The organism is Arthrobacter psychrochitiniphilus (assembly GCF_003185915.1).
In the GTDB taxonomy this organism is placed as follows: domain Bacteria; phylum Actinomycetota; class Actinomycetes; order Actinomycetales; family Micrococcaceae; genus Specibacter; species Specibacter psychrochitiniphilus.
Genome location: NZ_QHLZ01000006.1, coordinates 220201 through 233658, shown reverse-complemented (window position 1 = coordinate 233658; position 13458 = coordinate 220201). Strand labels below are relative to the sequence as shown.

Sequence of the window (13458 nt, the reverse complement as noted above, 5' to 3'; positions counted from 1 at the left end):
CTCGTGATTCATGTGAAGAACAAACAGCAGGTACTTAGGCAGTTACTACCAGCGGCAGCCACTGTGCAGCGGCACCACCCAAGGCGCCACCAAGGAGCGGGCCCACTACGGGAACCCAGGCGTAGGACCAGTCACTGGAACCCTTGCCCTTGATGGGTAGCAAGGCGTGTGCAATACGCGGCCCCAGGTCACGGGCAGGGTTGATGGCGTAGCCGGTAGGCCCACCAAGGGATGCGCCGATACCAACAACAAGCAGGGCCACGGGCAGTGCCCCGAGTTCGGCCGGACCGTTGGCGAAGTGCAAGATGACAAAGACAAGAACAAAGGTGCCGATGACTTCGGTGGCTACGTTCCAGCCGTAGCTGCGGATGGCCGGACCGGTTGAGAACACACCCAGCTTCGTGGCAGCATCCGGCTCACCATCGAAGTGCTGCTTGTAGGCCACCCAACACACAACGGCACCTATAAACGCACCCACCATCTCGCCACCAAAGTACGTCATGGTGGAGCCGAAGTTCACGGCCACATCGGGAGCATATTCAGCCTTACCGTTGGCTAGGATTCCGACTGTTACTGCAGGGTTGAGGTGGGCGCCCGATTTGGCAGCGACGAAGACACCGGCAAAGACTGCCAGGCCCCAGCCCCAGTTAACTAAAAGAAACCCGCCGGCATTGCCTTTGGTTCCCTTCAGGGCAACGTTTGCAACAACACCACAACCCAACAGGGTGAGCATCATCGTTCCCATCACCTCAGATGCGAACACAATTCCAAGAGACATCTTTGACTCCAAATGGCTAGTTTTTACATGAAAAGATCAACCCTTATTGGTTGCTCCTCTTGAGCCCCCTTTGCCCCCCTGGGGCTTAGGCAATCAAGCTTTGTACGTGGACGCCGTGGAAGCGTGCCAACACATCGACGCTGTGGCTGATTTCTTCCGCCACCTTTGCTGCATTCCATCCCAACGGTCCAGCTAGCGCTGCTGCCGTCTCGGCCAACAGTTCACTGGTAACCAAGCCCCGGAAGGCCAAGGAGGTGCGGCGGATCATAACGTCGATGAGGTGTCCAATTTGTTCGTGCTCCACCATGAACGCAACTTCCCGGTCACTGAGCTCGTCGGTGGAATTGAAGACGGTATCAATCCCTTCCCCGAGGTACGCCAGAACTTCTTCAGCGCGCGTTCCGTAACGGGTCAGAAGAACTCCTGCCCGTGCGGCGGTCACTGAGTCGCTGGTGTGGGCCAAAATCCAGGCTTCCACTCCGGCGGTGCTATCCGGGAAATTCACGCCGCCACCAATGGGCAGCTTGGCGGTGGACCGCTTTCGCGGTGCACCAATAATGGCCAGAACGTCATTGCTCATGTGCTCTGCCAAGGCCCGGAACGTAGTCCACTTGCCACCAACCAGGCTCAGCACCGGCACTGTTTTGCCGCCGATACTGTGCTCGGCCCGCTCAATACGGTAGTCACGGGAAACAAACCCGGGCGCTGTTTCATCGTGGCGCGGCAGCGGGCGGACCCCGGCGAAGCTGTAAACAATCTCCTCGCGGGTGACCAGGACGTTGGGGAAGACGTGTCCAATGAGATCGAAGAAGTAGTCAATTTCGTCTTCCGTGCACACGGCATCCGCCGTCATATCAGCGTTGACGTCTGTGGTGCCCACCAGGACTCTGTCTCCCATGGGGTAGATCAGCACAATCCGGCCGTCAGTGTGTTCAAAGAAGATTTCACGGCCGTTGCAGGCCGCCAGCAGACCGGGGTGGTCAAGGACAATATGTGAGCCCTTGGTGCCACCCATGAAGCGGGTGGGTGAGCCCATGTCGGTGTTGGTCATATCCACCCAGGCACCCGTGGTGTTGACCACAACATCGGCAGTGAAGGTGAACTTTTCGCCGGTGAGCTGATCGGTGAGCTCCACGCCGTCCTCAGCAACAGCCGTGACGGCCAGGTAGTTGGTGGCGCGGGCCTTGGCCTCGGCAGCCGTGGCCGCGGCTGCACCGGAGACGGGAAGCCCGGCCTTTTCGCCATCCTGCAGGACATCCAAAGTTAGCCGTTCCGGGTTGTGCACGGAAGCGTCGTAGTAAGTTGCCGCGTACTTGATGCCCGAATGCAGCTGGGGCAGCTCGGCCAGAGCCTTCTTGCGGCCCTTGAAATCGTGGCGGGGTACCGTGCCACCGTCACGGGAAAACGCGTCATACAGTGTCAGGCCAGCCTTGATCAGGAAGGCGCCGCGCTCTTGGGGCTTGCCCTGCTTGTGAGTCAGGAAGCGGATGGGGGCACTAAGAATTCCGGAGAAGGTGCTGAAGATGGGGATGGTGGTCTGCAGCGGCTTGACGTAGTGAGGTGCAATCTTGAGCAGCCCATTGCGCTCCACCACTGATTCCTTGACCAGACGGAATTCGCCGTTTTCTAAGTACCTGATGCCGCCGTGGATCATGTGTGAGGACGCGCCGGAGGCTCCCTGGCAGTAATCGCCGCGTTCCACGAGCGCCACATCAATACCTTGAAGGGCTAGATCCCGGAAGGTGCCCACACCGTTGATGCCGCCACCAATGATCAGGACACTGGCACGCGGACGCTGCTTCAGAGCCTCAACCTGGGCGCGCACAACTGCTTGCGTTTCTTCGGGTGCATTGTTCTTGCCAGCGTTGCCGTGGTGTCCCACATCGACCTCTTTCGAGTCCAGTTTAATTGCGCTCTACGCGCCTCGTACCCTTATTGTTGGAACAAATGAACAATATAGTCAACAGACCTGCACAAACGTGCAGAAAGGGTGTGTGAACCGTGAGTTCCAAGCGGATAAAACAGCAGGACACCCTCCGAGCTGCACAAATGTACTACTTGCAGGACCAAACCATGGATGCCATTGCCAGGGAGCTGCGAACCTCCCGCTCCACGGTGTCCCGGCTGCTCTCCACAGCCCGTGACAGCGGACTGGTGCAGATCCAAATCAAGACTCCCTCGGACCGTGCTCCGGAACTAGAACGCGCTATTCGCAAGCGCTACCGGGTGGAAGTCCATGTTGTTCCCGTTTCAGACATGCTCGGTGAGGTTGAAGTCTTGGAGCGGGTCAGCATGCAAGCTGCTCGCACCATTGGCCCATTGGTTGATTCCAATGCCGTGATTGGGGTGGCGTGGGGATCTACTGTCAGTACCGTCAGCCGCCATCTGACCCGCAAAACCACGCACGGCAGCACCATTGTCCAACTCAACGGCGCCGGAAACACCCAAACCTCCGGCATCACTTACGCCTCGGAAATCGTCCGTCGTTTCGGCACAGCCTATGGTGCCAAAGTGGAACAATTCCCGGTCCCTGCCTTCTTTGACCATGCAGAGACCAAAAACATGATGTGGCAAGAACGCAGCGTACGGCGCATCCTTGACCTGCAGGACCGCATGACCATTGCCATCTTCGGCGTGGGCTCCATGGATGCCGAAATCCCCAGCCACGTCTACTCCGGCGGCTATCTGGATTCCACCGACCTGGACGCGCTAGAAGCCAGCGGCGTAGCCGGAGATGTGGCAACAGTGTTCTTCCGCTCCGATGGATCCGATGACGGCATTGTCCTCAACTCTCGCTCCAGCGGACCTGACTTGGAAAGCCTGCGCAAGGTCCGGCGTCGTATTTGTGTGGTCTCTGGCGCGAAGAAAATTACGGGACTGCGCGGGGCCCTCGCAGCCGGTTTGGTCACTGATTTGATCCTGGATGAATCTACGGCCCGGGAATTGGTGGAATTGTCCAGCCCCTCCAACGATCCCATTTTTGGCTTCCTCAACGGCCTGGATGGCTTGTAGGCCGCGCCCCAATACCGTGCCGAGGCATGGACTGGGTAAAGTCGTGGATATGCAACGCTCCCCCAAACACACGCTCAACAACGGTGTAGACATTGACCAGCTCGGCTACGGCGTCTATAAGGTTCCGGCCCAGGAGTGCGCGGATCTGGTCTCCACCGCCCTCGATACCGGTTACCGGACTGTGGACACGGCCGCGCTCTACGGCAATGAGGAGGGCGTAGGCCAGGCCATCCGCAACGCCGTGGATGGCGGTACTGCCCGTGCAGAACTGTTCGTGACCTCCAAGGTGTGGAATACAGAGCACGGCTACGACGCCACGCTGGCCGCCTTCGATGCCAGCATGGAACGGCTTGGCCTTGACGTGCTGGACATGTTCTTGATCCACTGGCCATGCCCCGAACGGGAACTCTTCATCCCTACATACAAGGCGCTGGAAACCCTGTATGGCGAGGGGCGTGTGCGTGCCATTGGCGTGAGCAACTTCGAGCCGGAACATCTGGAGCAGCTCTTGGATTCCTGCGAGGTGGTCCCCGCCGTCAACCAGATTGAACTCCATCCCTGGCTGACCCAGACACGCCTGCGAGCGCTTCATGCCGAGCTGGGTATTGCCACCCAGGCGTGGAGTCCGCTGGCCCGGGGCACCATTCTTTCCGATCCGGTGCTGGTGGAACTTGCGGGAACGCACGGGCGCACTGTGGCCCAAATTGTGTTGCGGTGGCATGTCCAGTCCGGTCATTTGGTGATCCCCAAGGCCAGTTCCGGCGTACGCATGGCTCAGAATCTTCACGTTTTTGACTTTGCTTTGTCCCCGGAGCAGATGAGCATCATTGACGGATTGGATAGGGAGCGCCGTTCCGGTTCCAATCCAAAGGACGTGAACTGAGATGTCCGCCAAGAGCAGTACGACGGCGCCAGCCGCACGTCTTGTAGTTGACCTGGCCGGGCGGGAAAGGACACACGTGGTGGAGATCGCCGGCACCTCCGTACATTATTGGGAGTACGCGGCGGTTGGCTCCCCTGCGATTGCCGCCGACGTTGCGGCTGTCCCGGCCGCTACGACCGATGCTGTGGCTGCGCCTGCCCCTGTCCCTGCCTCTGCCGCTTCTCCTGTCCGGACCATTGTGATGGTCCATGGCTTCCGAGGTGACCATCATGGGCTGGAGCGTGTGGTGGAGCTATTGCCCCACGCCAGGATCATCATGGCTGATCTGCCCGGCTTTGGACGCTCACCGGCGTTCGTCTCCGGTGGCGGCCATGACATCCCCGGCTACAGTGCATTCCTGGGCGGCTTCCTTGATCAACTGGAGCTGGGGCCCGAGACCGTGTTGTTAGGCCATTCCTTCGGATCCATTGTGGTGAGCCACTTTGTGGCGGCCAACCCGGGCCGGGTGTACCCCCTGATTTTGGTCAACCCTATTGCCTCCCCCGCCTTGGAGGGCCCCAAAGGAATCATGACCAAACTGGCGGTGTTCTATTACTGGGCCGCGGCGAAACTCCCCGATGCCCTGGGCAACGCCCTGCTGCGCAGCAAAGTCATTGTCCATCTCATGAGTGTGACCATGGCCAAGACGCGGGACAAGGAGTTGCTGACTTTCATCCATGGCCAGCACCACGCCTACTTCAGCGGTTTCGCCAACCGGGACATGCTCCTGGAGGCTTTTCAGGCGTCCGCCGGTGGCACGGTCCGTGAGGTGGCCGCGTTACTGACGCTGCCTACCCTCCTGATTGCCGGGGAACTCGATGAAATTGCCCCACTGCCCCATCAGCACAAACTCCTAGAACGCCTCCCCGATGGCGAGCTGGTGGTCATTGCTGGGGTGGGGCATTTGATCCACTACGAAACACCCGAACCGGCAGCAGCCGCCATCACCGATTTCCTTGAAAGGCATCCAGCCCCTTGAGCACCACGAATGCGGCCATCACCCCGGCCCCCGCCAGCAAGCCAAGAATCGTCATGGATGCGCGTTTTACCCGGATGGATCACCATGATGGGATCAGCCGTTACGGCGCATCCCTCATGGCCGCCGTGGCCCCCTTTGCCGACGTCACCATGCTCATTCACGACGAGCGTCAGCTGGCATTGCTGCCGGATCTGCCGTGGGTGAAAATCAGCTCACCCCTCTCCCCGAGAGAACTCTTTGTGGCCCGCCAGGTGAACAAGCTGGGGGCGGATCTGGTGTTCTGCCCCATGCAGACCATGGGCAGCTGGGGGCGAAAGTATCCGCTGGTACTGACCTTGCACGATCTGATTTATTACGAGCACCCGGCCCCTCCCGGCTTCCTTCCCGCCCCGGTACGGGTGCTGTGGCGGCTGTACCACAAGGCTTATTGGCCGCAGCGGATGCTCTTGAACCGGGCCAATGTGGTGGCCACCATCAGTAAGACCACGCTGGCCCTGATGCGCAAACACCAGCTCACCAAGCGGCCCATCCGGATCATTGGCAACGCACCCCAGGGTGAGAGGACCCCGCGGGACCCTGCTGTGGTTCCGGAGAAGTCGCTGGCTTACATGGGTTCCTTCATGCCATACAAAAACGTAGAAACGCTCATTCGCGGCATGGCCGAGCTGCCAGATTTCACTTTGAACCTGCTGAGCCGGATCACCCCTGAACGCCGGGCCGAACTTGTGAAGCTGATCCCGGCCGGGGCTACCGTGGTATTCCACAATGGCGTCAGTGACGCCGAGTATGACGAGTTGCTGCTGCGTACTACCGCGCTGGTCACACTGAGCAAGGCGGAGGGTTACGGGCTGCCGCTCGTGGAGGCCATGGCGTTGGGGACTCCCGTGATTGTTGCGGACACCCCTATTTTTCGGGAGGTGGGCGGGGAGGCTGCACGGTATGTGCCAGCCGATTCACCAACGGAGTTTGCCCAGGCCGTCCGCGCACTGGACGCCCCGGGTATCTGGGCGGCATGTTCGACGGCGTCCGTGGCCCAGGCGGGCACCTTCAGCTGGGATGCCTCCGCCCGCGAGCTGATAGCCATTGCGCAGGAGCTACGCGCCACCTCATGAGTACGCGATTAATCCAGGCTCGGGCCAAGCCCCGATTCTGTTTCCCCTGGCTTGCCCTTTTACTGGGGCTGACCACGGGCAGCTTCGCCTTTCTGGGAATCCAAATCGTCACAGCCACCCCCGGTGAGCATCTTGAGATTGTGGTGGAGGGTGCCCATCCGTTCAATATTTCCCAAGAAAGCGTCACTAAGGTTCTGGGCGGCCCGGTTGCCACGTGGCGCCCCATCCGTATTCTGGTTACAGACCGGCTGCTCAGCTCCGATGAGAAAACAGGCCGGAGCGATCCGGGTGCCGATGTCATTCTGAGTACGGCCATTGACAGCGATACCACCACCTTTTCAGGTGAACAGGGCTTCCTGGGCGCCGGCGTTTATCAGCCTGAAGGAGAACACGGCCAGCGGCTAAGCCACGCCCGTGACATCACCCAGACGTATTTGGACAACGTTGGGCTTGGCCATGGCCCCCAATCCGTAGCGGCGGCAGCGCTTCGATCTGCAGACTTGCTCGATGAGGGCCCCTTGCTCCCGCCTCTGTTCTGGTGGGCGGGGACTGTCATTGGGCTAGGGCTGACGGTTGTGACTCTCACTCACTCGTTATCCCGCCGACGCCGCCATGAACGGCTATATCAGCGGCTTTCCGGCGCCCAACGCAAATTGGCTGGCGTGGTTCTTGAACTCGAAGGACTCGAGGTGACCTACGCCAGCACGCCGGAGAAACTGCGGACAGCAGGGTACACGTCAACTTGGACGAGTATCCGCAATGCTTCGCTGGCCCTGGCCCGCTCGGAAGACGCCGTCATGGAGGCCGTTTACACCGCCAGTACCGCACTAAAACCAGAAGCGGCGAAGCTGGTGGAAATTTTTGAAAGCAAAGCTGCGAAGATAACCGCACAGGCGGATGCTCTCATGGGGGCCGGGTCAGTACTGGGTGAGCTTGCTGGCGGCCAAGGTGTGCTGGACCGTTTAGCCGCGCCTGTGTCCTTTGCCGGCCGTGAACTGCTGGCACGTCTTGATGCTCGGCCTCCCGGGACAGTAACAACACGGCGGGTACAAAATTTTAGGAAGGCACTCAATGCGTTGCTTGCCGTGGCGGCAGGTGGCCACGGCAGCGCTTCGACGCTCACCGCGTGGACCAGAGCGGAGGCCGATCTTCAACGCACAGCGCAGGCCATCAACCGTTCCTTACACCACCGCCATATGCTTCCCGGTGGACGAGGACACCATGAGAACCTCTCGGCGCTTCGCGTGGGCATGGGACTCTCTGGATCAAAAGTGCTGCTCACTACACTCGATCAGGCTAACGCGGCCGCCCACTCACGCTTTGGTCCTCTGCCGGGAACAGATGAAGACCCCTTGGCGCTGCCCGATTTTTTTCTGGTGGACGCTGCTGCCTGGTCCGGGCAGCAAACTATGGTTGGTGCTGGCAGGCATTGCACTGACGATTCTCTCGGTCACCGTCAGTAGTGTGGTGGTAGCCCAAAGACCCCATGCTCCCAGCGAGGAGGCTTCTGGGAGCAAGCCACTGCGCTCGCTCCACTTCGACGGGGATCTGGGCGGCATTGATCAGGGTGAGATTCGCCGCTATCTTCCGAACCACTTCACTGAGGATGTTGATGTCACCGTAGTAGTGCGCAGCGCCGAAGACTACTTGAACTGGCCAACCGGTCCGTACGTTCGTGACACACTGACCAGCGAATTCTATGAACCGCAAGTCCTCGTTGATGCGTTGTGGAGGCTCAAGAGTGAGTTCCCGGGGCTTCTTGATCCGGCAACTGCTGAGCTCCGCAGTGACCATACAATCATTCCCGTGTGGCGTGTGAACTCGGAATACGTAACGATCCCCGCCATCATCTCTGGCGCGGTAAACCTAGGCGGACGTTCCCACCTTGGCACCTTCGACTGGGAATACGGCAGCTACTTTGTTTCCGACCATGCGGAAAACCAAGTGATCTCCGCCGTCAAAGAGCTGTCCCTAGGGCTGGAAAGCAACAACTATAGTGAACCTGAAATCAATGGCTTCTGGCTCTTCGTGCTGCTGACTCTAAGCCTTGGACTATCCAGCATTACCCTGCTCCTCGTGATCCGCTACGGCGGCAGCGTTTCGATGCGGCTGGGACTCTTCGGACGCAACGCCCGGACGTTGCGCCGCCTACGTGATGAACTCGATGCCTTGGCCCTAGGCCTAGACGACTCCCGACTCAACGCGGTTGCCGGCCTTGGCGCCTCTCCAACAGACTCCAAGACTCCTGGAACGGTCGCTGAATCCGACCAGCGCATCTACGAGCGCACCTTGGTCATGGCCTGGCGCATTTCCGAGGATCTCGCTTCCCGGCCGCTCTCAGGACGTCTGGACGCTGGCTACGTGGCAGAAATCGATCACCTTGAAACTATTGTGACTGCTTTGGGACTGCGTGAGAACGATGTTAAACGCCGTACCCAGCAACTGCTCGATGCAACCTTTGGCAGGAGCAAGTTCCCGAAAAATTCAGGGCATACGGGCTAAGGCCGAGAGCCTGGAGGGCTTTATCCGCGCCGACCTGAGGGTGGGCCGCCTCGGAGCACTTGTTGTTGTAGCTTTTCTAGAACCGAAGGTTCGGCGGCGATCTCTACGGTGCTATCCGGCAGGGATAGCGTCAGCACCATCAACCCCGCAGGCACATGCCCCGACTTGCCACCAGAGACACGCTGTGGAGGGCCGGAAACACTCAGTACATCCAATATTTTCTGCTGCCCCAAGGGGACTTCCGAACCGGACATGACCTCTTGGAAGAGGATTTGGTGCGGCTGACATGCGGCAGTGCCACCAGCCCAGGAGATTAAACAAGGTTGAGAAGATCCCTATTGACCACCCATTTCCACTGGTTCTGTAGATCAGAAGTGATCCCACAGCCATCAGTGCGATCAGCAGCGCAATGACTGCCCTCCTGTGCTGCCAGAGCCATTCCCTCATGTTTTGACCGAACTTTCTCGGGAGGATAGTCAATTCTGCGGCCCAATTCTGGCATCAGCAGCTCCCAGAACCGCGCCAACAGTGGGCCCAGATGGAGCTCAGTTTAGCCTTGTTCGCCTGCGCACGGGTGGGCTACAAGACGTCCAAACCGTCGCAGCGAACCTGCACAGGAGAGCCAACCCGCCGGGCAGCATTGGCGGCTTTCAGTGAACGCATGGCAGCGGTGACGCTGCCAGCCATGCTGTAGGGAAACAACAGAATAGTCCTGTAGTCCGGGGCCTGGTCAGCGGCAGTTCCTGCTGCACCGGCGGCGCCGCCAGCAGCACCGCCAGCCCCTGGGGCACCGAACGCAAGAGGAGCCGGGCCAATGGTGCGGACAGCCTGTGGCAAATCCAGGGCAGCCACGAACGCCGCAACATCGGCCTCGCTTCCCGTCAGGGACGCCAGGCGCATGGCCGGCGGCAGACCCAACTCGTGCCGCAGCGCAAACTCCCGCTCGGCATGGCCGGCCGGATCCCACCTAACTAGAGCCGCCACTTCAACAGACTCCTCAGCAGTGACGACAACAACGCCGCCTTCCTGCGCGGGCCGGACCAGTGCCGCAGCGTTCAGCCACCGCCGCAGAGTCTCCTCGCCGGCACGCAGCGATTCACGCCGGAGCATGGAATCGCCGTCGAGCAGCAGAGCCGCCGAATAGCCGTGCGGAGCAACAGGCTCAGCCCCAATAGTTGCCACAACGATGGCGGCCCGGTCCGGCACCGTTGTCTTGATGTTCTCTCCTGAGGAGGAAATGACAGGGACCGACGGGAAGGCCCGCCCCAGCTCCTCCGCGGTCCGCAAAGCACCCACGGAAATAGCACGCAACAAATTGAACCCACAGGTGGGACAGCTAAAGGCAGTCTCGGCCGTACCGCACCATTTGCAGGTGACCATGGTTAGGGTGGATCCTGGCGCCCTGGACTGCATCAGCGGCCCCGTGCAGTGCCTGCACCGTGCAACCTCCCGGCACCGCTGGCAGGCCAGCCCCGGCGCGTAGCCGGTGCGGGCAACTTGAACAAGGACAGGCCCAAATTTCAGGGCATCCTTCGCCGCTGCCCAGGCCCTGTGCGGCAGCCTGGCCAACGCTGCGGCCGGGTCCCGTTCCTGTTCAAAAGAATCGGAAGTGCTGATGACCCTGGCAGTGGCCTTTCGCACGGCCGGGCGGGATGCAACGATCTCCTGTGCCCAACCGGTGGCTACGAGGCGCTGGGATTCGCTGCTACGGCTGTGCCCTGCCATGAGGACAGCCGTGTCCTCTACCTCGGAGCGCAACAGCAGGACGTCACGGCTGTGCTGATAGGGCGCGCGGCGTTCAATATGGAGTTCATCGCCGTCATCCCAGCACACAACCAGCCCAAGGTTGGTGACGGGGGCATAGGCGGCTGAACGGGTACCAATCACAATCCGCACATCCCCGGCAAGGACACGAAGAAAGTTGGCATAGCGCAGGTTAGGGCCGTCATCCGCGGTGAGCTTCACAAAGCTGCCCTCCGCTAGGACCTCGGCAAAAGCCTGCTCCAACAGCTCCAAGTCCCGCAGATCTGGAACAACCACGATGGCGCCACGACCTGACTGCGCACAGTAGGCAACAATCTGGGCCAACTGGCGCTGCCAGGAATGCGGCCCAAAACCGGCGAGGGAACCCAGCACGGCCTTGGGGCTCTCCCCCATTGCCAGCCGGGTCAAGAATTCTTCGGCGTTCTGGTAATCGGCAAAAAGGGGATACCCAGGCTTGGCGGGCGGCCCTGCTGCTGCAGGAGCTTCTCCTGCAGCTTCCGCTTCCACCAGCTCCGCAGCCTTTTTCAGATACACCTTTTCAAGGCTTGCCACCCGGGGCGGCACGGCCACACGGAGCACGTCCGCTACGGTTCCGCAGTAACGGGCAGCCACCTTGTGGGCCGCCTGGAGCACGGCGGGGGTCAGGACCTGCACGGGGGAATACACCCGTGTCAGCGGCACCAGCCGTTCGCTTTCAGATTCGGCTGCCCGGGCTACCAGGAAACCGTTGAGGTCCTGACCAGAAAACTTGACCCGCACACGCACACCCGGCTGTGCCTGGGCGTCGAGTTCAAGCGGCACGGAGTAGTCGAAGACCCTGTCAAGGTGTGGCAGCGGGGAATCAATGACTACGTGGGCAACAGGCAACTCGCGGGCCAGCACCACTCCGCTGTGCGGATCTGCCACACGCTGCTTCGCGACAAAGCCACTGAGAAGGCTCAACTGCACGCCTTCGGCCGGCCCCTCATGGTTCAGCGGTTCATCCATGACGTCCTCCCAGGGTGCGTGGTGCGGTTCGGGCCGCGTAAAACCGGCCCCTAAAACAAGCTAAGCACAGCCCACTGACAAAGTGTCGGCGGGCCGTGCTCGGCTGTGGATAAGCAAACGTGGATAGCTAAAGCCGTTAGGCGTTAAAGTACGCCTTGAGCGCATCCACGCGGTCAAGGTTCTCCCACGTGAAGTCGGGATCGTCACGGCCAAAGTGGCCGTGTGCGGCCGTCTTGGCGTAGATGGGGCGTTTCAAGTCAAGGCTGTCGATGATGGCCATGGGGCGCAGATCGAAGATGGCCGCAATGGCGTCTTCGATGCGGCGTGGATCCACCGTCTCGGTGCCGAACGTCTCGACGTACACGCCCACGGGGCGGGCCACACCAATGGCGTAACCTACCTGGATTTCAGCGCGCGCAGCTAGCCCGGCGGCAACAACGTTCTTGGCAACCCACCGCATGGCGTAGGCAGCTGACCGGTCAACCTTTGACGGGTCCTTGCCGGAGAAGGCGCCGCCACCGTGACGGGCCATGCCACCGTACGTATCCACAATGATCTTCCGGCCCGTCAGGCCGGCATCACCTACGGGTCCGCCCACAACAAACGGGCCCGCAGGGTTCAGGTATGTCTTGACGGAGGAAACATCCAGGCCTGACGCCTCCATCACGGGGGCAATGACAAATTCCGCCAAATCCGCGCGCAACTTCTCCAAGGAAGTGCCTTCGGCATGCTGGCTGGAGATGACAACGGTGTCCACTGATACGGGCTTTTCGCCGTCGTACCCAATGGTCACCTGGGTTTTGCCATCGGGTCGCAGGTATTCGAGCAGCCCGGACTTGCGCACATTGGTCAGGCGCTCCGAGAGGCGGTGCGCCAAGAAAATGGGGGTGGGCATGTAAGAGGCGGTCTCGTTGCTCGCGTAGCCGAACATGAGGCCCTGATCGCCGGCGCCCTGGGTGTCATATTTGTCAACGGCAGTACCCTCGCGGACCTCCAAGGCGTTAAACACGCCATCGGAAATGTCCTGGGACTGCTGGCCAATGGAGACCGAAACACCACAGCGTGCGCCGTCAAAACCATTGGCTGAAGAGTCATAGCCAATGTCCAGGATGGTGTTGCGTACAATCTGCGGGATTTCCACATAGGCGTTAGTTGTCACCTCGCCGGCCACATGGACCAGACCCGTAGTGGCCATGGTTTCCACGGCAACACGGGAATCCGGGTCTTCGGCCAGCAGCGCGTCAAGTATGGCATCACTGATCTGGTCGCAGATCTTATCCGGATGACCTGCCGTCACGGATTCGGAGGTAAATAGGCGCAGGGGGTTTACTGAAATCACGTCTCTACTTTACTGGGGATAGCGCGCCACCCATTGCTGCGAGACACGGTTTGTCATCTATAG

The 13458-nt window shown here is 60.4% G+C and carries 10 protein-coding genes; 6 read left to right on the top strand and 4 right to left on the bottom strand.

What is annotated here, in order from left to right; all coding sequences use genetic code 11:
* Window positions 1–34: 34 nt before the first annotated feature.
* Both CVS29_RS11395 and CVS29_RS11390 read right to left on the bottom strand, forming a co-directional pair.
* Window positions 35–778, bottom strand: coding sequence for an MIP/aquaporin family protein (locus CVS29_RS11395; RefSeq protein ID WP_110106433.1), 744 nt, complete (start codon window positions 776–778; stop codon window positions 35–37).
* Between the two features lie 85 nt (window positions 779–863).
* Window positions 864–2660, bottom strand: a complete 1797-nt coding sequence (locus CVS29_RS11390) for a glycerol-3-phosphate dehydrogenase/oxidase (RefSeq protein ID WP_110106432.1) — start codon at window positions 2658–2660, stop codon at window positions 864–866.
* A gap of 167 nt (window positions 2661–2827) precedes the next feature.
* Here CVS29_RS11390 and CVS29_RS11385 point away from each other — a divergent pair, with 167 nt between their 5' ends.
* Genes CVS29_RS11385 through CVS29_RS11360 form a run of 6 tightly spaced genes read left to right on the top strand, consistent with a single transcriptional unit; the run spans window position 2828 to window position 9305 of the window.
* On the top strand, window positions 2828–3790 hold the full coding sequence (locus CVS29_RS11385; RefSeq protein WP_110106431.1) for a sugar-binding transcriptional regulator: 963 nt from the start codon (window positions 2828–2830) through the stop codon (window positions 3788–3790).
* Window positions 3791–3839: 49 nt separating this feature from the next.
* Window positions 3840–4673, top strand: coding sequence for an aldo/keto reductase (locus tag CVS29_RS11380; RefSeq protein WP_110106430.1), 834 nt, complete (start codon window positions 3840–3842; stop codon window positions 4671–4673).
* A 1-nt stretch (window position 4674) separates the two neighbouring features.
* Complete coding sequence (locus CVS29_RS11375) at window positions 4675–5691, top strand: alpha/beta fold hydrolase (protein ID WP_110106429.1); 1017 nt, start codon at window positions 4675–4677, stop codon at window positions 5689–5691.
* 53 nt (window positions 5692–5744) lie between these two features.
* Entirely contained in the window at window positions 5745–6803 is a 1059-nt protein-coding gene (locus tag CVS29_RS11370) for a glycosyltransferase family 4 protein (protein WP_110106519.1), read from the top strand.
* Window positions 6800–8266, top strand: a complete 1467-nt coding sequence (locus CVS29_RS11365) for a hypothetical protein (protein ID WP_110106428.1) — start codon at window positions 6800–6802, stop codon at window positions 8264–8266. The genes CVS29_RS11370 and CVS29_RS11365 overlap by 4 nt, the downstream gene beginning before the upstream one ends.
* Window positions 8220–9305: a hypothetical protein gene (locus tag CVS29_RS11360; RefSeq protein ID WP_110106427.1), complete on the top strand. Its 1086-nt coding sequence runs from the start codon at window positions 8220–8222 to the stop codon at window positions 9303–9305. Before CVS29_RS11365 ends, CVS29_RS11360 begins: the two co-directional genes overlap by 47 nt.
* Before the next feature lie 579 nt (window positions 9306–9884).
* On the opposite strand, the gene CVS29_RS11355 is transcribed toward CVS29_RS11360, so the two are convergent.
* Both CVS29_RS11355 and metK read right to left on the bottom strand, forming a co-directional pair.
* On the bottom strand, window positions 9885–12056 hold the full coding sequence (locus tag CVS29_RS11355; protein WP_110106426.1) for a primosomal protein N': 2172 nt from the start codon (window positions 12054–12056) through the stop codon (window positions 9885–9887).
* Between the two features lie 136 nt (window positions 12057–12192).
* The gene (metK, locus tag CVS29_RS11350; RefSeq protein ID WP_110106425.1) at window positions 12193–13395 is read right to left on the bottom strand and encodes a methionine adenosyltransferase; all 1203 of its coding nucleotides are present in this window, start codon (window positions 13393–13395) and stop codon (window positions 12193–12195) included.
* Window positions 13396–13458 lie beyond the last annotated feature (63 nt).